The 18,605-nt window shown below is 43.1% G+C and carries 22 protein-coding genes; 15 read left to right on the top strand and 7 right to left on the bottom strand.

Annotation, left to right across the window (positions count from 1 at the left end):
* Positions 1 to 48 precede the first annotated feature (48 nt).
* Complete coding sequence (locus ITG09_08230) at positions 49 to 1,227, bottom strand: BamA/TamA family outer membrane protein (protein UPR50716.1); 1,179 nt, start codon at positions 1,225 to 1,227, stop codon at positions 49 to 51.
* A gap of 118 nt (positions 1,228 to 1,345) precedes the next feature.
* Entirely contained in the window at positions 1,346 to 1,711 is a 366-nt protein-coding gene (locus ITG09_08235) for a cytochrome c (GenBank protein UPR50717.1), read from the bottom strand.
* Positions 1,712 to 1,918: 207 nt separating this feature from the next.
* Here ITG09_08235 and ITG09_08240 point away from each other — a divergent pair, with 207 nt between their 5' ends.
* From ITG09_08240 to ITG09_08250, 3 genes are read left to right on the top strand one after another with little or no spacing between them, the layout of a single operon-like run.
* Positions 1,919 to 2,170, top strand: a complete 252-nt coding sequence (locus tag ITG09_08240; GenBank protein UPR50718.1) for a Rho-binding antiterminator — start codon at positions 1,919 to 1,921, stop codon at positions 2,168 to 2,170.
* An 8-nt stretch (positions 2,171 to 2,178) separates the two neighbouring features.
* Entirely contained in the window at positions 2,179 to 2,412 is a 234-nt protein-coding gene (locus ITG09_08245; protein ID UPR50719.1) for a hypothetical protein, read from the top strand.
* Between the two features lie 48 nt (positions 2,413 to 2,460).
* A complete protein-coding gene (locus ITG09_08250) occupies positions 2,461 to 2,910 on the top strand; it encodes a GyrI-like domain-containing protein (GenBank protein ID UPR50720.1) in 450 nt (149 codons plus the stop codon).
* A 101-nt stretch (positions 2,911 to 3,011) separates the two neighbouring features.
* On the opposite strand, the gene gltS is transcribed toward ITG09_08250, so the two are convergent.
* The 3 genes from gltS to ITG09_08265 form a co-directional block, all read right to left on the bottom strand.
* The gene (gene gltS, locus ITG09_08255) at positions 3,012 to 4,235 is read right to left on the bottom strand and encodes a sodium/glutamate symporter (protein UPR50721.1); all 1,224 of its coding nucleotides are present in this window, start codon (positions 4,233 to 4,235) and stop codon (positions 3,012 to 3,014) included.
* A gap of 75 nt (positions 4,236 to 4,310) precedes the next feature.
* Positions 4,311 to 5,684: a patatin-like phospholipase family protein gene (locus tag ITG09_08260; protein UPR50722.1), complete on the bottom strand. Its 1,374-nt coding sequence runs from the start codon at positions 5,682 to 5,684 to the stop codon at positions 4,311 to 4,313.
* Between the two features lie 159 nt (positions 5,685 to 5,843).
* Positions 5,844 to 6,509, bottom strand: a complete 666-nt coding sequence (locus ITG09_08265) for a glutathione S-transferase (GenBank protein ID UPR50723.1) — start codon at positions 6,507 to 6,509, stop codon at positions 5,844 to 5,846.
* A gap of 104 nt (positions 6,510 to 6,613) precedes the next feature.
* Here ITG09_08265 and ITG09_08270 point away from each other — a divergent pair, with 104 nt between their 5' ends.
* Positions 6,614 to 8,869, top strand: coding sequence for a U32 family peptidase (locus ITG09_08270; GenBank protein UPR50724.1), 2,256 nt, complete (start codon positions 6,614 to 6,616; stop codon positions 8,867 to 8,869).
* A gap of 123 nt (positions 8,870 to 8,992) precedes the next feature.
* Here ITG09_08270 and ITG09_08275 read toward each other — a convergent pair whose 3' ends face one another.
* Positions 8,993 to 9,457, bottom strand: a complete 465-nt coding sequence (locus ITG09_08275; GenBank protein ID UPR50725.1) for an acyl-CoA thioesterase — start codon at positions 9,455 to 9,457, stop codon at positions 8,993 to 8,995.
* Between the two features lie 220 nt (positions 9,458 to 9,677).
* The gene (locus tag ITG09_08280) at positions 9,678 to 11,501 is read right to left on the bottom strand and encodes an ABC transporter ATP-binding protein/permease (protein ID UPR50726.1); all 1,824 of its coding nucleotides are present in this window, start codon (positions 11,499 to 11,501) and stop codon (positions 9,678 to 9,680) included.
* A 533-nt stretch (positions 11,502 to 12,034) separates the two neighbouring features.
* Between ITG09_08280 and artP the strand changes: the two genes are divergently transcribed.
* From artP to ITG09_08335, 11 genes are all read left to right on the top strand, one after another.
* Positions 12,035 to 12,778 (top strand): arginine ABC transporter ATP-binding protein ArtP, encoded by a 744-nt coding sequence (gene artP, locus ITG09_08285; protein UPR50727.1) that lies wholly within the window; start codon positions 12,035 to 12,037, stop codon positions 12,776 to 12,778.
* 120 nt (positions 12,779 to 12,898) lie between these two features.
* Positions 12,899 to 13,630, top strand: coding sequence for a transporter substrate-binding domain-containing protein (locus ITG09_08290; GenBank protein ID UPR50728.1), 732 nt, complete (start codon positions 12,899 to 12,901; stop codon positions 13,628 to 13,630).
* Positions 13,631 to 13,633: 3 nt separating this feature from the next.
* Positions 13,634 to 14,320 (top strand): arginine ABC transporter permease ArtQ, encoded by a 687-nt coding sequence (artQ, locus tag ITG09_08295; protein ID UPR50729.1) that lies wholly within the window; start codon positions 13,634 to 13,636, stop codon positions 14,318 to 14,320.
* Complete coding sequence (gene artM, locus ITG09_08300; protein ID UPR50730.1) at positions 14,317 to 14,985, top strand: arginine ABC transporter permease ArtM; 669 nt, start codon at positions 14,317 to 14,319, stop codon at positions 14,983 to 14,985. The genes artQ and artM overlap by 4 nt, the downstream gene beginning before the upstream one ends.
* A 312-nt stretch (positions 14,986 to 15,297) precedes the next feature.
* Positions 15,298 to 15,930, top strand: coding sequence for a hypothetical protein (locus ITG09_08305; GenBank protein ID UPR50731.1), 633 nt, complete (start codon positions 15,298 to 15,300; stop codon positions 15,928 to 15,930).
* A gap of 96 nt (positions 15,931 to 16,026) precedes the next feature.
* Positions 16,027 to 16,233, top strand: coding sequence for a hypothetical protein (locus ITG09_08310; GenBank protein UPR50732.1), 207 nt, complete (start codon positions 16,027 to 16,029; stop codon positions 16,231 to 16,233).
* On the top strand, positions 16,230 to 16,712 hold the full coding sequence (locus tag ITG09_08315) for an ATP-binding protein (GenBank protein ID UPR50733.1): 483 nt from the start codon (positions 16,230 to 16,232) through the stop codon (positions 16,710 to 16,712). The genes ITG09_08310 and ITG09_08315 overlap by 4 nt, the downstream gene beginning before the upstream one ends.
* Positions 16,713 to 16,920: 208 nt before the next feature.
* Positions 16,921 to 17,343 (top strand): hypothetical protein, encoded by a 423-nt coding sequence (locus tag ITG09_08320; GenBank protein ID UPR50734.1) that lies wholly within the window; start codon positions 16,921 to 16,923, stop codon positions 17,341 to 17,343.
* 16 nt (positions 17,344 to 17,359) lie between these two features.
* A complete protein-coding gene (locus ITG09_08325) occupies positions 17,360 to 17,812 on the top strand; it encodes a hypothetical protein (protein UPR53611.1) in 453 nt (150 codons plus the stop codon).
* Between the two features lie 110 nt (positions 17,813 to 17,922).
* Positions 17,923 to 18,255: a hypothetical protein gene (locus ITG09_08330; protein UPR50735.1), complete on the top strand. Its 333-nt coding sequence runs from the start codon at positions 17,923 to 17,925 to the stop codon at positions 18,253 to 18,255.
* Between the two features lie 59 nt (positions 18,256 to 18,314).
* Entirely contained in the window at positions 18,315 to 18,596 is a 282-nt protein-coding gene (locus ITG09_08335; GenBank protein UPR50736.1) for a hypothetical protein, read from the top strand.
* Positions 18,597 to 18,605 lie beyond the last annotated feature (9 nt).

Consider the following 18,605-nt stretch of genomic DNA (forward strand, 5'->3'; position numbering starts at 1 on the left):
ATCTTATCGTTACCACTTTAGGCTATCGTGCAAGTCCTGCTTAATGAATTAGATACCCGCACCAACTTGGAAGTAGAGGGCGGTATCTTCTTCACTGAATGCAATATCAATCCCTGAAATCAGGCCATAGCGTCTCGCGATAAGGTAACGGAAACCAACGCCATAAGCCGCGTGTGAGCTTTGATCAAACATGTCGTTATCGCTGTCGCCCGCATAGCCAATCCCCGTAAATACCGCGGTTGACCAACGAGGTGTCCATTGCTTACTTACTTGAACTTCTGCTGCGACGGTGTGTTCACCTTGATAGCGATTGCGAGCGATGCCTCTCAGTTCAATGTCTGGGTAATATTGAGGAGAGAGCACTCGTTCATTGGTCGACAATGATTTGTATTGCCCTCGCAGTGCTAAGTTCCACTCCTTGTTTAACTCCCAATAGTTGAGACCTTCTAGATTAAACGTTTGATAGGTGTAATCACTGCCAATCGCATCACCAAACCAAAGATATTCCGCGACATAGTTGTAACCTTGCGTTGGATTCAAGAAGCTATTCTTGCTGTCGTATTCTGCGATTAAACCCAAACCGGAGGAGGTGGGAGATGTGTTACCGATGTTGTTTAAGATCTCTTGCGCCTTGGGATGACTATTAATTGAGAGTGTGGGTGCGAAAAATTGTTGAGAAAACCCAAGTAACCATTGGGTGTCAGGTACTCTAAATTGAAGCTTCTGTATACCACCCATGCCTTTGAGGCCTAGCTCAACACCTTCGTTTGGATCGAGTGGAGACAGTGCGTTCGGAGAGCTTTGTCGATAGAAGGTCATGTTGATATCGCCATAACCCAAGCCACCAAGGTAGCGTATTGAATCTTCCTTCCAACTACGTTTATGGCCAACAAACGCCATCCATGTGCCGTTTTCTGTGGCAAAGCCGCCCACCGCGGTAATCGCAGGCGTTAAAAGTTGAGCGCCACCATCAATGGATTTTTCGGCGAGTTGTTTACGTGTGTTTTTCTGGTCTTCCGATTCATGAAGAAAGATACCGGTGAAGCCTCCCCCGTATCCGACTGCAGGCTCTGTAATGAGAATGGGAACAGGAAGAAAACCGTAGGCATTTTCTGCGAGGTATTCTCCCATATCGAGTTGGCCATCAATCTCATCTATAAAGCTGACGGCGTGTGTAGCCGTTGAGACAAGTATCAGGCTACACAGAGCTAAGGGTTTTAAGGTCATAACATTCCGTATTATTCACTATCCATTAAATTGAGTGTAATCAATCAAATAGATAGCGCAATAGAACGGGGAGTATTAACCGAGATATCTGTTCAAAAGGCGATTGGAACAGCGTTTACTATTGGATTAGTTCTACGTACGTCAGAATATCCAGAGCATCTTGCTTTGTGATAACGCCTTGCCACGCTGGCATGCCTTGCTCTACATCGCCCTCTAAAATGTCATCTGCTAAAGAACTTGGACTGGCAAAAAAGCCGCCTAGTTTATTAGCGATGTTAGCGGGCTTGTGTGCTAATGAAGTGGCAGTAGAGCCATCACCATGTCCTTTGTCGCCATGACACACCTGACAAAGCTGTCGATATTTTGTTTTGCCATTGGCGAAGTGACTCGCATCGACTTGTGAAGCAGCACTCGCATTAAACGCCATCATTGAAGCGACTAAACCCAAGAAAGCTAACACGTGTAAATGGTTCATGGTTTTCATTGTTCTATTCTCGATTATTATTTAACAGTGAAAGAATAATCAGGTGTGAGTAAAAGAAACGTGAATGGGAAAGCTTGATTAGCCCGAATTCAAATGCAGGTTTGGCTACGGGTGAACATCAATGTGATGTAGGTAAATGATTGATTATATGCATATTGCATAGTATGGCGTGTCGCATTAGCGTGGTGGATGAATTGGAGGGGTATTATGATTAGTTGCAACGATTATGATTATATTGAGATTGTGTGTATGCACCGATACCCAATCAAATTAACGCTGAAGTCTGGCGAGCAGATTGAATGTGTCGGATTAGATACTCAACGCAATGATAGCCGTGAAGAGTGCATTAAGGTCAGTATTCAAGGTGTAGAACAACTTGTCGTACTCACTGATCTTTCCACACTAGAAGTCTGTGTCGACAATCCTCATTTTCAGCAGATTTCATTCAAAACGTCATAGGCTTTCAAATGAATAACAGCATAGAACAATGCTATTGCACCGCGTGCAGAGAAGACACACAACATGTTGTTGTGTTGGTCAGAAAGACGAGTGCGTTTGCAGACAAACCTAACCAAAAGCGAAGCGAGTTTTGGGCAGGCATGATAAAAGGTTGGTTCCTTGGCCCATTTATCGCGTCAATGGATGACTTTTCTCGTCATCTCGTCTGTGAAAAGTGTGGCCATAAAGAGATACAAGATTAGTTAAGATTTTACATAGTTAAAGCGTCGATTGGCATAGGAATAAAACGTATGAAAGTAGAAACGATTGAAGCCGTAAAGGCGTATGGGTTTTCAGTAAGAACCACTAATACCGATGAGATTGATCCAGCAAAAGCAAAGATAGGTCAATTATGGCAAGGTTTTTTCGATCAAGCTTTTCCTAAGCTGACACCAGATTCAAAGGTTTATGGCGTCTACACCAATTACCAATCGGATTTTACTGGTGAGTTTGATGTTGTTGCGTGTACCAATGCACTCACCGATAACAATTTAGCTGACCTAGTTGAAACCAATATCGAAGCAGGTAAGTACTTAACGTTCTCGGCTGAAGGTGAACTCCCTCAAGCTGTGATCGATCTTTGGGGAGAAGTGTGGGCGTATTTCAACGCTGCGGATTGTCCACATACGCGAACTTACACAACTGATTTTGAGTTTTACAAAGGTGAAACTGGAGTCGAGATTTCGATAGCGATTCAATAAGCTTTTAATTTTAAGTTATTGATAGAATGTTAATAATAAAAGAGCCACTCTCTGATGAAGTGGCTCTTTTTTTGGTTGATCCTGCTCGGAATTAAGGCTAACTACATCAATCTCATGAAGTAAGGAATGATCAAAGCATTGGCTAAATCAATAAAGAACGCACACACCAATGGCACGATAATAAAGGCTTGCACTGAGTGACCATACTTTTGGCTTACCGCGGACATGTTCGCCATCGCTGTGGGTGTTGAACCCAATGAAATCCCACCGAAACCGGCACACACGACCGCTGCATCATACGTTTTACCCATAGATGGGAACACGATGAAAATATTGATGATTACGGCTAATAGAAGCTGCATTGCCAATATGGCAAAAATCGGGCCTGCTAAATCGATCAGTGTCCAAAGCTGCATACTCATTAAAGACATCGCTAAGAAAGTACCCAAAGATATTTCTGCAATGAGGTCGATAGCGGGGGAGCGTGTTGGCCACTTTGTACCTGAGATTCTTGGATAGGAGTCTGGCATCAAGTTAGTAATCACGATACCGGCGAACAAACAAGACACGAACAATGGCAGTTGCAAGCCTGTTTGGCTGATCAATTCATTCAATAAAGCGCCGACGATGACACAAATATGAATTGCTAACACGGCATCGAGAAATTGAAAAGACGTGAGCGCTTGCTTGTGCTTATTGGTATTCGAATTTTCAGCGTTAGTTTGGCCTTCTGCTGGCTTTAAGTTGTGACGCTTGATAAGAAACTTAGCAATTGGGCCGCCCATCAAACTGGCTAAGATAAGCCCAAATGTGGCGCTGGCGATACCAATCTCCATCGCGCTTTGTAATCCAAATTCATCCGCAACCTTTGGTGCCCACGCGATCGCGGTTCCGTGCCCACCAATCAATGAAATACTGCCACTCAACAAGCCAAACACAGGCTCAAGACCAAACATCGATGCGACAGAAATACCGACAATGTTTTGCATGATCATAAAGAAGATCGTGATGACGAGTAGAATCACCAAAGGTTTGCCGCCTTTGAATAGGTCTTTCAAACTTGAATTAATACCAATGGTGGTAAAGAAGTAGACCAACAATACATCGCGAGCAAACAGATCAAATTGAACCTCAATCGAAGTCGTTGCATAAAGCGCTGCAAATAAAAGTGACGCTAAAATCCCACCGGATACGGGTTCTGGGATGCTGAACTCTTTTAAAAATCCGACGACTTGATTCAGCCTTCGTCCGATAAATAGCACCACGATACCCATGGTCACCGCAAAAAATGATCCGAGATGTAAGATGTTGTTTTCAAATTCCATAGTTGTCCTTGTAAGGGAAAAATGCTGACGTAATTTCTGATTGCCTAACGGTGTTGATAAGCAACTAGATTAACATTATTTTTTGCGTTCAAATGATAAGAATTTTTGAAATTCCGGATCGGCAATAAGTTGTTTGTTTCCTTCTTTAATCAGTAGGTCTACGTTTGCTTTGTCTATCATAAAATCTGTCGGTATTTGATTGAGCAAGTAACGTTTGGCGCTGGTATCTGATTTATTCGGGCTAATCTCAATGAAGTAGGGAGAAACAGTATGACCTTGATGAGAGGCTAGCTCCGACCAAGACTGCAACTCGTCAACGATCAGATCTTTTGTTGTATCGTTATATCGATGCAATTGGATATCGGTAATGACGTCGACAGTTTGTTTCATCGATGGCGCTTCAATCGACTTTCTAATACCTGATTCCGGAGAGGTCGATGCATCAACCGAGATGATGACAATAGGGCGCGCTGATTGGTTTTTGTGCAAGCTTTGCAGTTCTTCTTTGTCGTTGAAACGCAAATATTCGGACATCTCATAAACAGATAACAAGCCAAGGTTATCAGTAATCCCACCGTCCACTAGATGAAGATAATTGACTTCGTCTTTATGGCTATAGGACTCTAGCGATTTGATGAGGTTTCTATTGCGATAACTGGTGGCTTCAAACGAAGGCTGCAAATGATCTGATTTGTCACAGTCATTTTTGTTTTCAAGTACTACAGGTGTGAAAACGAAAGGTACAGCAGACGACGCCGTCACCGAGCTCGACACGGAATAGCTGTTTAAGTCTGAACAAATCAGGTCAAAGTATTCTTGTGTGAATGAAAAGCGAGAGCCCGTCGATATATCCGTTGCGTTAATTACTATGTAAGGCGCACCTTCGCGTCGAATGTCCGCAAATGTGCTGTCACCAAAAATGTTGTCATCGTAATAATCGGTCGCTTTATCGGTTCTAGTAGCGTAAGAGAACCAATAACTTGGCGATAACAGAATAGAGATTAGGTCTTCAGACACTTCGTGATAGAGAAATGCTTCTTCGTAATCTTCGAATATTTTGTCGCCATACAATCCGTAGTATGCAGCGGTAAAACTGCCCCCAGATACAGAGCTGATCATGTCGACTTCTTCTAATAGGTTGATACGTTCACCATCGATCTCTATATCGGTATCACGTAGTGCCTGTAATACACCATAAGAGAGTGCAGCCGCACGTGTACCTCCGCCTGAAAAGGAGAGGATAAGAGTGACTTTGTTGTCTTGTCTGTAGAAATTTTTTGCAGTGTAGGCTTGTTTTTGCGACGCCCCCAAGTTGCCGGTATTAGTGGTTTTATTTTTTGCGCTACAACCTGAAAGGGCTAGCGATAAGGCCACCAAAAGTGAAACTTCCGAGAAGCCTTTGAGGCCGTGATTAGATATGTTGAACGGGTTTACTTTGTTTTTGGGCATAGCACATTTCAAACTAACGTTGTGGTTGAGTGAAACGCTATTTTCGTTGAACTTTAATATGCCATCAATGGTGCCACCTGTAATTCAGTGTCACGATTTTCAAAACAATCTAGAGATAATTAAGCTTATTTAGAACTATTTATAGCTATGATTAACGACTTAGTTCCATCCAAAAATACAATCTTGTTTGGTTTCATTCCACAAAGGATATTGCTTCATTACTTGGGTGTAGAGTTTGCTGTCTAGGTGCGCTCTTAACCAACGTCCTACATTTTGATATTCAGATTGCACAAACCACTTCTTTTCAACTCTCACGAACTGGCTTACAAACGGCATGACCGCAAAATCGGCTAAGCTTGGTGTTTCTCCAAAAAAGTAGGCTTGGTCGGTGAGTAACGCCTCTAACTTACAGATGAATCCTTCACAGTCTTGGCGGCGTTGTTCGGTATCGATGTTTCGGTAACGAACCGACGCGCGATACTTTTCTAGATGACCAATAAACTCATCATCGTTGGTTTTGATGAGCTGGTGGACTTGTTCGTTGAGCGCCGGATTACTTGAACGAAGAAGATCTTGAGGATCGTTTTGTTGAAGAGCCCAGTTCATGACATCTATGCTTTGTTCAATGATGTGTCCATTTGGCAAAACCAAGACCGGAACGGTGCCTTTTGGCGAACTCGCTAATAGTTCGCTAGGCTTGTCTTTGGTAACGATTTCTCGGAGTAACACTTTTTGCTGTGATAGAGCGATGCCCATTCGGCCGCGCATTGCGTAAGGGCAGCGTCTCAAAGAATAAAGGATAGGTAGATCGGATTCGTTTGGCATTATTGAGGTCATTCAGTTTGAAAAGTGTTGTTAGGTGGTAAAGAGATCGTGATGTAGGTAGAATACGCGGCTTAAAAATTATAAGTAAGTGAGCGACTTCAAAAATGAGCAGAAAGATTGAGTTATTAGCCCCAGGTGGCGATGTAGAGGCGATTAAAGCAGCTATCGTAGCGGGTGCTAATGCAGTTTATTGTGGTTTGGACACCTTCAACGCTCGTAACAGAGCCTCTAACCTGTCGTTAGATGAGTTGAATGGTGTAATTCGCCTTGCTCATGAATATGGCTGTGAAGTGTTTCTAACTCTTAACGTTGTGCTGCTGGAGCATGAAATTAAGAGCATCACTAAACTGTTAAACCAACTAGTGAACACCAAACTAGACGGCATCATTGTCCAAGATCTTGGTTTGTTCGATTTGGTGAAAAAGCATTTCCCATCATTAGATGTTCACGCATCGACTCAGCTGACTACGCACAACGAAGGCCAGATTAAGTTCTTGTCTAAGATTGGCGCAACGCGCGTTAACTTGTCTCGTGAATTGAACCTGCCAGAAATCAAAATGCTGACGGAAGTGGCACACGATCACGATGTACTGACTGAAGTGTTCGTACACGGTGCTTTGTGTATCGCGTTCTCTGGCCAGTGTTACTCAAGCTCTGTAAGTGTGGGCAACTCGGGCAACCGTGGCCGTTGTAGCCAAGCGTGTCGTGATGAATACGAAATCACCAATGCGGGTAACAAGTACCCACTGAACTTGAAAGATAACTCAGCTTACTACGACCTACCTGAATTGGTTGACGCGAAAGTTGACTCGTTGAAAGTAGAAGGCCGTATTAAAGGCGCACACTACGTTTATACCGTAGTAGACACGTGGCGCAAGCAGATTGATAGCTTTGTAGAAAGTGGTTTGTTGATCGAAGATGATTCGAACCTGCACAAAGTATTCAACCGTGATTTCACCAACTCTTTCCTAAAGGGTAACCTAACGAAAGACATGTTCATCGACAACCCACGCGACAACAGCATGAATTACGCTGTTGATAAAGCGACGAAAGAGAACAATGAAATCTCTGTTGTGCAAATTCAAGAAGTGACCAGCGATCTTTACGAAGCTAAAAATGCGCTAGGCAGCGAAATGCGCGACAAGATCGAGTTCCTTGATATTCGTAAAACGCCGGTGTCATTGTCGTTTAGCGCGAAACTGGGTCAACCATTCACGGTGACAGTGAACACATCAAAAGAGAACTTTACGGTTCAATCTAAATCGCTACTGATAGCGGCAGGTGACAAGGCGATCGATCAAGAGCTACTTAAGAAGCGTTTTAAAGCTGTTAAGAGTGCGGTTCATACATTAGAAAGCTACAACTACGATAACCTTGATGCAGGCCTGATTGTTCCTTTGAAAGAAGTGTCCAATCTTAAAGATGAAATCGACTTCATTCTGAACGGCTCTGTAGAAGTGATTAAGCACGTTGACGTACCAGCATTGCCTCAGCACCCTAAAGTGAATGAGAAGCCGACTATGTCGATGCTTATCGCGGATGTGGAAGACTTGCACCTGTGTGACGTAACTGACGCGGATGTTTACTTCAAACTGCCAGAAAGCTTCAAGAAGCGTTGTAACAAGTACATCGATATCTTGGCTGCAAACCCACGCTTGATTCCTTGGTTCCCTGCAGTATTGATCGGTAAAGACTATGACGAAGCGGTTCGTATTCTTGAAGAGATCAAGCCAGCTCGTATCGTAACCAACAATACGGGTATTGCTTACAAAGCTTACGAGATGGGTATTGAGTGGGTTGCAGGCCCGTTCATGAACACAACTAACTCTCATGCGTTGGTGACTCTGAAAGAAGAGCTTAACTGTGCGGGTGCGTTCATTTCGAACGAGATCAATAAAGGTCAGATTCGTCATATTCGTCGCCCAGAGAACTTCAAACTTTTCTACAGCATCTACCACCCAATCTTAATGATGACCAGTCGTCAGTGTTTCTTCCAAAGAACCGTCGGTTGTAACAAGCCAAGCATCGAAGCGGGTTGTATGTTGAAGTGTGAGAAAGCGACCACGATTACTAACGTGAAAGGCATTTCTTTCGCGGTTGATAAACAGAAGGGTGGCTACCCAAGCATTTACAACCACGAACAGTTCTTAAACCATGATGCTGTAACGGATTTCTCGGGTCTGTTTGACGAGTTCTTCATTGACCTAACCAACATCGGTGCAGGTTCGAAAGAAGTACAAGACAAAGTAGAGCTGATCAAACACTTCCAAGGTTTGATTGACGGCGTTGATGGTTCACAACAGAACCTAGAGCAGATGGTTGAAGTTCGAACTAATGCTCAGTACGTTCAAGGTTTATAGGGTGCAAGGTCTATAAGTCTTAACCGCTTATAAGCTCTCTGAACCAATAAACAATAGGCCACTCAATCGAGTGGCCTTTTTAATGTCTGAAATTTTCTGAGTCTTTCTCAATCGGCGAATGCGTTATTCCGTTACCGCTTCCTGCTTAAAGCATGGGCTCTTTAACGTGTTCATCTTTTCGATTTCATTGGTTAAGCGCAACGAGAGCAGGGCTTTTTGGTTTGAAGCAAAATCGAACATAACGATGGTCGCGGTTCCGATTGTCGTTAGCTTCTGCTGAGTCTTGCTGACGATCGCGTATTCCATGGTGAAGCGGTCGTCTTGAATATCAGTGACGCGAGAACCAATCAGCAGAGTATCTGGATACGTGACTGGGCGGAAATACTTACAGTAAGTGTCACCAAGAACAGGGCCAACTTTGGTAATCGCCATCTCTTCCATCAGCTCAACGTGCTTGAAAAAATCTAAGCGAGCGGTTTCGAAATAGCGAAAATATACGGCGTTGTTAACGTGATTGAGTGCGTCCATTTCTCCCCAAGCGACAGGGATTTCTGTTACTACCGGGTAGTCAGATAATAGTGCTTCCATGCGAACTCTCTTATTGTTATCTGTGTAGTTAATGTTATCTGGGTAATTAACGTTATCTACTTATCCTTCATCGGGATAAGTTGTTATTGGAATAAAAACCCTACCGTTAAATTAACAAAACTGCAACACGTGTGATTTAAGTTTTTGAAGCTTGAAACCACACAATGTCAGGGACTTAGTCTTTCATGAACCAATGACTCAAACGCTTTTGCTCTGTAACTTAGCTACTGAGGTGTTTGAATTGCAGTTCAACCAATCGTCGGTACAGTTCACAGCTATTGATGAGCGACTGGTGGTCGCCGATGTCTACTAGCTGTCCTTTATCGAGTACCGCAATTTGGTCGGCGTGTTTAATTGTTGATAAACGGTGCGCGATAATGATCGTCGTTCTGCCACGCATTAACTCTTCTAAAGCTTGTTGAACATGATGCTCACTTTCACTGTCTAGCGCACTGGTTGCTTCATCCAATAAGAGAATATTCGGATCTTTTAAGATGGCACGTGCGATTGCAATACGCTGACGCTGACCGCCAGACAATCTCACGCCACGTTCACCAAGAAAGCTGTGATAGCCTTCAGGTAAGTTCTGAATGAACTCGTGCGCGTGCGCTTTTTTCGCCGCTTCGATAACTTGCTCGTCTGTTGCTTCTGGGTTCCCGTAGCGAATGTTATGGAACACATCGTTACTGAACAGAGCAGGCTGCTGTGGAACGAGAGCCATCTGCTTTCTTAGTTCATTTGGATCAAACTGATTCAGCTCAACACCACCTAACGTCACTTTACCCACTTGAGGGTCGTAGAAACGTTGCAATAGTTCAAACAGGGTAGTTTTACCTGCACCAGACGGGCCAACCAGTGCCAACACTTTACCTTCATGGGCCGTTAGCGTGAGGTTGCTTGTTGCGGGCTGGTCTGGTCTTGATGGGTAACAGAAGGTCACATCATCAAACGCAACTTCTGGTGTCACGTTATCCAGTGAGGTTGGATTTTCTACAGGCGCAACAATGTGGCTTTCAACTTGTAGGATCTCGATTAATCGCTCGGTCGCACCTGCCGCGCGTTGCAATTCACCCATCACTTCAGAAATCGTACCTAATGACGAAGCGACCATAATGGCATAGAAGACAAACGCCGCTAAGTCACCCGCCGACATCGTGCCGTTGATGACATCACTGCCGCCAACCCAAAGCATGCCTGCAATCGCACTGAACACGATAACAATCACACCAGAGATAAGAATCGCACGCTGTTTAACGCGTTGACGACCAATCTCGTAAGCCTTTTCTACTTCTACGGCGAATGACGCTTTCTCTTGCGCTTCACGGCTGTAGCTTTGCACGGTTTTAATGTGCTCAATCGCTTCACCTGCATAAGAGCCGACATCAGACATCGAATCTTGGCTTTGGCGAGATAGGGCTCTTACACGACGCCCGTAGACAAGAATAGGAATCAAGATAAACGGCACCGAGGCCAAAACAATCAGCGTCAGCTTAATATTGGTCGCAAACAGCATGATGATTGCACCAATACACATCAATGCACTGCGCATCGCCATAGAGAACGATGAACCAATGATGCTTTGAAGCAGAGTGGTATCCGTGGTGATGCGCGACATGATGTCACCACTGCCATTGGTCTCGAAGTAACTTGGATGCAGCGTCACGACATGATTAAAAACTGATAAGCGAATGTCCGCACTCACACGTTCCCCAACAGAAGAAACCAAATAGAAGCGGAAGAAAGTACCAATCGAGATCAACACGACCACCACCATGATGAATTGAATCGCGCTGCCTAAGTCTGACAACGATTGTTGGCTGAAGCCTTGATCGATAAGAAGACGAATACCGTGTCCGACCGAAAGGGTTAAGCTCGCCGTGAAGATCAACGCGATCAACGCAGCAATAACACGACCTTTATAAGGCTGAATGAATTTACTCAGCTCAAACAAAATACTAAGGCTTTTTTTCTCAGGTTTGGGTTCTGGCGTTTGTTGAGTCGTTCGCTGAGTTGAGTCGAGCGTAGAAGAGACATCGTTTTGCATATGACTGCCTTAATGTGTTGTCGCTTTGAAAATAGATGACTTGTTACTTATTGGTTATGGCTTATTGCCTGTACTGCGCGTTGTTCGCTGGGAAGTAATTGTTGTTGAGAATAGGACCCATTAAAGCATTTATTGCGCTGTGACGCTCCCTAGGAAACTCAATTTCCAATATTTCATCACTACTAAGTGAATAATCCGAAACGACCTTAAAGGAAAGTTAAGCATTCTGAACCAATCAGTTCGATAGCAAACTAAGCTAATTAACCCTAATTTTTATGCAAGTAAATTGGCGTTAATAGGAGAGTGCACTCATAAGTTAGCAATCGAGTAATGATTTATAAATTGATAGCAAAACGTTTGCTTTTTGTCTCGATATTAACCTTATCAATGACTTGAAAGCTTTGGTTGTAAGACCAGTTATAGCGACTGTTTTTTGTGCAATATTTGTTACAAAAATTCAACAAAGTAGTTTTTTATACATTTTTCTTGCATAAAACCTCGGATTGAATAGAATAACCAACAAATGACAATTAATGCAGTATTGTGGCATGAGTATTCAAGTAAAGAGCATCAACAAATCATACGGTGATACCCAAGTTCTTCACGATATCAGTTTCGACTGTGAGAGTGGTGAAACTTTGGTATTGCTTGGCCCAAGCGGCGCGGGCAAGAGTTCATTACTGCGTGTATTGAACCTGCTAGAAATCGCGGACAACGGCGAATTAGACATTGCGAACGAGCAATTCGATTTTTCAAGCCAAATCCAAGAGAAGCAGGGGCTTAAACTTCGTCGTAAAGTCGGCATGGTGTTCCAGCAATACAACTTATGGCCACACATGACGGTAATGGAAAACTTGATTGAAGCACCAACCAAAGTTGCAGGTTTGGATAAGCAAGAAGCGGTCAAGCAAGCTCAAGAAGTACTAAAGACACTTCAACTTGCCGACAAAGCAGACGCTTGGCCACTTCAATTGTCTGGCGGTCAACAACAGCGTGTTGCGATTGCACGTGCGTTGATGATGAAACCGGATGTGTTGTTGTTTGATGAACCAACAGCGGCGCTTGATCCTGAGATCACCAACCAAGTCGTGAGCATCATTAAAGAATTGAGCGGAACGGGCATTACCCAAGTGGTCGTGACGCACGAAGTCGATTTCGCGAAGAAGATCGCTAGCCACGTTCTGTACCTAGAGAAAGGGTACATCGTTGAACACGGCACCAGCGATTCATTTATTAATCCGCAGACACCAGAGTTTGCTGAATATTTGACTCACTAAGTAAGTCATTTATTAAAAGAAAGTTGACTCATTAGATTTAGCTAAACACAACATCAATTAAAACAATCAAATTATAAGAATGGCCACAGGCCGCTACTACACAGTATTCGGAGTAACAAAATGAAAAAGATTCTACTAGCTTCACTTATCGGCCTTGCTTCTTTCAACGCAGCAGCTCAAGAAGAAATCAAATTCGCAATGGAAGCAACTTACGCACCATTTGAATACATGGATGAGAACAACCAAATCCAAGGTTTTGACGTAGACCTAGCAAACGCACTTTGTGAAGAGATGAAAGCAACCTGTACTTTCCACAACCAAGCATTTGATAGCTTGATCCCTGCACTTAAATTCAAACGTTACGATGCAGCTATCTCAGCAATGGACATCACTGAAGCGCGTCTTCAACAAGTGAACTTCTCTAACGCTTACTACGATAACTCTGCAGCATTCATCTCTTTTGAAGGCAAAGTAGCAGACCAAGCAGCACTAGAAGGTAAGCGTGTTGGTGTTCAAAACGGTTCTACTCACCAGAGCTTCTTACTTGAGCAAATGACTGGCGTAACAGCGGTACCTTACTCAAGCTACCAAGATGCATTCATCGACATGAAAAACGGTCGTATCGATTCTGTATTCGGTGACACAGCCGTTGTAGCTGAATGGTTCAAGAAAGAAGACAACCTAACGTACGTCGGCGACCAAGTAACAAACCAAGAGTACTTCGGCAACGGCTTTGGTATCGCAGTAAACAAGAGCAACCAAGAACTTGTAGACCAACTTAACGTTGCACTTGCAGCAGTGAAAGCGAACGGCGAATACGACAAGATCTTCAACAAGTACTTCGGTAAGTAATTTATGGAATTAACGGGTTACTCTTTAGGGCTCGTCGAAGCAAGCTGGATGACTGTTCAGCTTGCGTTCGTAAGCCTATTAGTTGGATTGGTTCTAGCAGTTTTGTTTGCAAGTGGTGAGATGTCTCGTCGTATTGCAATCAAATGGCCAACGACTGCATTTGTGACGATTGTTCGTGGTTTACCAGAAATTCTGGTCGTACTGTTTATCTACTTTGGTTCGACACAAGTTCTGTTCATGATCACTGGCGACTTCATCGAAGTGAGCCCGTTCTTATCTGGTGTTGTTGCACTGTCACTTATCTTTGCTTCTTACGCTTCGCAAACCTTGCGTGGTGCATTAAAAGCAGTAAGCAAAGGGCAGAGAGAAGCAGCAAGCGCGCTTGGTATTTCTCAGTCTCGTGCATTCTTTCGTATCGTGTTACCTCAAGCAGTAAGACACGCACTACCAGGGTTAACCAACCAATGGTTAGTGTTATTGAAAGACACTGCATTAGTATCGCTGATTGGCGTAACAGATTTGCTGAAACAAGCACAACTAACATCCGCTGCAACGCACGAAGCATTTACTTGGTACGCGACAGCAGCAGCAATCTACTTGGTCATCACTTTAATCACACAAAGATTGGTAAAAGTGATTGATGGTAAGTTCTCTATTCAAGGTTTGGGTAACAAAGGGGCAATGGCATGAATCAACAATACCTCTCTCAAATGCTTGAAGGCTTAGTGACCAGTCTTCAACTCACAGGTGCTTCATTACTTGTTGGTTGTATCTTGTCACTGCTGATGACGGTAACGCTAATCCTAAGAATACCGGCGATTCACTGGTTCACTCGTGGCATCATTACGCTGTTCACTGGCACCCCATTATTGGTGCAAATCTTCTTGGTGTATTACGGCCCGGGTCAGTTTGATTGGATTCGTGAAAGCTTCCTATGGACTTGGTTAAGCCAACCTTGGTTCTGTGCAATGTTAGCATTAGCTTTGAACACTGCCGCATACAGCACGCTACTGTTCAGAGGCGCATTCAACGCGATTCCAGCAGGGCAGTGGGAAGCATGTCGCGCACTTGGCATGGACAAAGTAGCAACGCTTAAAGTGTTACTGCCATACGCTCTACGCCGCGCCGTTCCAGCTTACTCGAACGAAGTGATTCTAGTCTTCAAAGGCACGTCACTGGCAAGCACCATCACCATCATGGATTTGATGGGTTACGCTCAGCGTATCAACGGCCAAACCTACGACACACTCACCGTGTTCGGTATTGCTGGCGCATTCTACTTAGCAGTAAACGGCATACTAACGTTGATCTTCCGTCAGGTAGAGAAGAAAGCCCTCGCATTCGAAGCCGCGTAATCTACGCCACTCACAAGCTTAACTAACGTATAAAGCCTGCCATTTATGTTCACATAGATGGCAGGCTTTTTTGTGTTTGGTGTATGTCTAGGGGAACTGTGTTTGTATCCAGTTGGACGGGGTTTCTACGAAATTCATACTATACGTAAATATGCTTCATTTTATCATGCAATGAATTTATCTATGTTTTAAGTCACTGAAATACTGTGATTAATTGTGGTAGAGTTCCGCCTATATGAAACTAGACTGAATAATTCTGTATTTAAAAGCAGAATGTTTCTGTCTAATAGCTTTAAGGCATTAGGAGGTAAAATGCAGAAATCCGATCAAGTATCGTTGTATTTTTTGTCTGACTTAGAAAATTTTCGGGTTTTTGTTGAGCTATCAGAACGTCATTGGTCTGAAGAATTAATTAAGTACAACGAATCTGATATAGAAGATAACGAGTCCGTTTGTTGGGATAGATACAAGTATCGCAATGATTTAGGCGCGCACTTTCAAGAAGTATTTCCTCAATACCAGAAACAATCATTTTTGCTCATGTTGGTGTCGCTTTTTGAAGACTATCTTAACCAGCTGTGCCACAGCTTTAACTTTGAAAAAGGTTTGAATTGTATTTTAAAAGACTATCCTGGTTTAGGTATTGAGAGAGCAAAAAACTACTTACGTAAAGTCGCTAGAATTGAAGTCCCTACAGGCACTGTCTCTTGGAGCAGAGTCGTTGAAGCAAGAGATATCAGGAATATCATTGCTCACAATGCAGGGCACTTAGACGAGGCGCTTCATAATAATCAAATTAAAATTGTTGCCAAAAGTCTCAATTTAAATTCGCATAAATTTGCTAGAGTCCATCTTGAAGTTACACAGGTGTATATCTTTGAAGTTATTGAAGCTATGACTAGTGTGGCTAACGAGCTCTGGCGCAACACGACGGAAAATGCCTAACAATTTAAGAATGAATCATTAGGCTCGGCATTTTTAGTTCTGGTTGTAACATTACTCACACCTACACATGGTTTTGCTTTCTAAGAGGGAACGAACATGAATCAAGGTATTTTCAAGAATCTGAAGCTGGCATTAGGTGTTGGTTTGGGTGTCGCCATTCATCAGTACTTTTTTATCACGGATAGTGCGTTTGATTTCTATCGACCAATTGTGGCGCTTGGGTTTACGTTTGTCGTTAGCAGTATTGGTACACTTCTGAAAGATAGAATCATGCGTAACAAGGAGACTAAAGGGGCATCATGACTAAAATCTATTTAGTGTGTGGCTTTGTCGGCTCGGGTAAGACGACTTACTCTAAATCGCTTGCAGAAAAGCATGGGGCTTTTCGTTTCTCGATCGATGAGTGGATGATTCCTTTGTATGGCGAACATATGGAACGTGAAGTTTTTGATCGCCGGTTGGCTACGCTACAAGGGTTATTCAAGGAGTCTGCAATGCAGCTTTTTTCCTTGGGTGTTCCTGTGATTTTTGACTTTGGTTTTTGGCGTAAGTCTGACCGAGATTCTTTTACAAGCTGGGCATCAAAACTAGGTGTGGACAGCGAAGTTCACTACCTTGATGTTCCGTTTGAGACTTGCAAGCAGAGGGCATTTAGCCGGAACTCGGAATTGAATGGTAAGTCTTATGAAATGACACCGGAAATGTTAGATCTGTTTTGGTCTTGGTTTGAGGTTCCAACTTCAAATGAAGATGTTGTTTGGGTTCAGCTGGAAGCTCAATAAAATATGCGACTAGGCGTGAAGGTGAGTGGCCTTTTTGTTATCTAGCTTGTGTTCTAAGCCTTAGGTTACATCGGGTTTATGAAAGTCTGAGTTGTCCATCGAGTAGTAGAGCGATAATTGCACTCCAGTTACGCCATTTTTGGTAATTAACATTCCCTGTCGATTATCGAATCTTTCATCAAACCAACTATTAAGACAGGGAACTGAAATGAACAGAATGACATGGGTCGCGCTGGCTCCGTTATTACTATCAACGGCAATGATATTTCGTACTTTTATCTATGGAAGCCAAAGCCACATCGAAGTTATAACGGTGTCGTTGGTATTGTCTGCGCCTTTGATTTTTACCTTTGTACTTGTTTTCTTATTTTGCCGAGATAACGTTTCTGATAGATATGCGCTACTTGGAACAATCGCAATTTGCGGGCACTTATTTACAGTGATGCTCCATGTATTGTGGAACGGCTTTATGTTGGCGGATGTGATTAACAAAGATGATTTAGGGCCAGCACAAGGCTATACCGGTTTGATACTTTGGGTTGGTAGCGTCAAAACGATGCTACTCGGCTTGGCTGTAGGGTTATGCCTTCATTACTTACCACGTTTATTTAGAAAGGCCGCAGCAAGATAGCTGTTTGGCTAGTTCGTTGCCTATAGGAGTTGTCACCGTGTTTTATAGTAAGGAATTCAACAAGGGATTGCTGCTAATCCTTATTTCAATAAGTGCTTTCATTGTCATTACCTCTGATAACAACCCTGAGACATTAATCGCTCACGCCATCAACGGCTTAATTGCTTTGCTCTTTTTCTCCATGACAATTGAAGTCAAAGACAATGTACTAAGCTGGTATTTCGGCTTTGGCTTTTGGCGTAAGAATGTCGAGGTGTCAGACATTGCAGAGACATCGTTCTATCAAAGCAAGTGGTATCAAGGTATAGGCATCCGAATGCTGAGCGATGGCTGGTTGTATAATGCATCGATAGGTTCAGCGCTGAAGTTAAGCTTAAGCACTGGAAAGCATGTTTACATTGGTTGTAAAGATACGGATGGTTTAAAGCTGGCCTTGAAAACCGCTAACGAACAGATAACTCAAAAGTGATTTACGAGGCTTGGCATTTTTCGTTTAAGGTTTGGTTAATGTTCAGGTCATATAGTTGTGGGTCAGTGGTGTTGTTCGAATCGTAAAGTATTATGTTGACAGGGGAAGTTATGAATCCACAAGAAGCCTTTATAGGGTTTGCGGTTTATGGGGTTATCAGTAGTTTTATCTGCTTGTTTACGTTTTTTATTATCAAAGATGCAAAGTGCAAACAAACATTGTGGACTTTGCAAGCTGTTGTTTTTGGTATCTTCTTCGTTGGCTTTATCTATTGGTCTGGTGGTGATGGGCCAAAATTGTTGGTCTGGATTCCGCTTGTTATTTTAATGTCTATCTACAATATCCACTCTCTGAAATTTTGTGGTTCTTGTGGAAAAACTAACGTAAGAAAAAGCGGATTGTCATCCATTAAATCATGTAGTGAATGTGGTAATGCTTTATAGTAAAGCTAAGAAATATCGGACGTTTGTTCATTTTAGTTTCAGCCTTAAAAGGAAGTTGTATGAATTTAGATAAAGCTAAAAAACGCATCGCAAAGCAGGTTAAAAAAGGCGACAACGGATACCCAAAAATCACGTTAGCGTATTACGGATCGACCAAAGATCTCGCAACGGAAGTCGCAGTTCAATTTATGCTGGGTGAGGGCGATGGTGTTCAAGAAGAGCGTTTTTCTTGTGAAACCGAAATCCGAGATAATGAGCTAATCCAAACGACGTTACTCAAGATAATCGAGCGCGCTAATGTTAACTCAGTGATTGAAGTTGAAGGCGTGACGGTTCTTTAGTTGTCTTAG

The sequence above is a fragment of the Vibrio cyclitrophicus genome, from assembly GCA_023206055.1.
GTDB classification, from domain to species: Bacteria; Pseudomonadota; Gammaproteobacteria; order Enterobacterales; family Vibrionaceae; genus Vibrio; species Vibrio cyclitrophicus_A.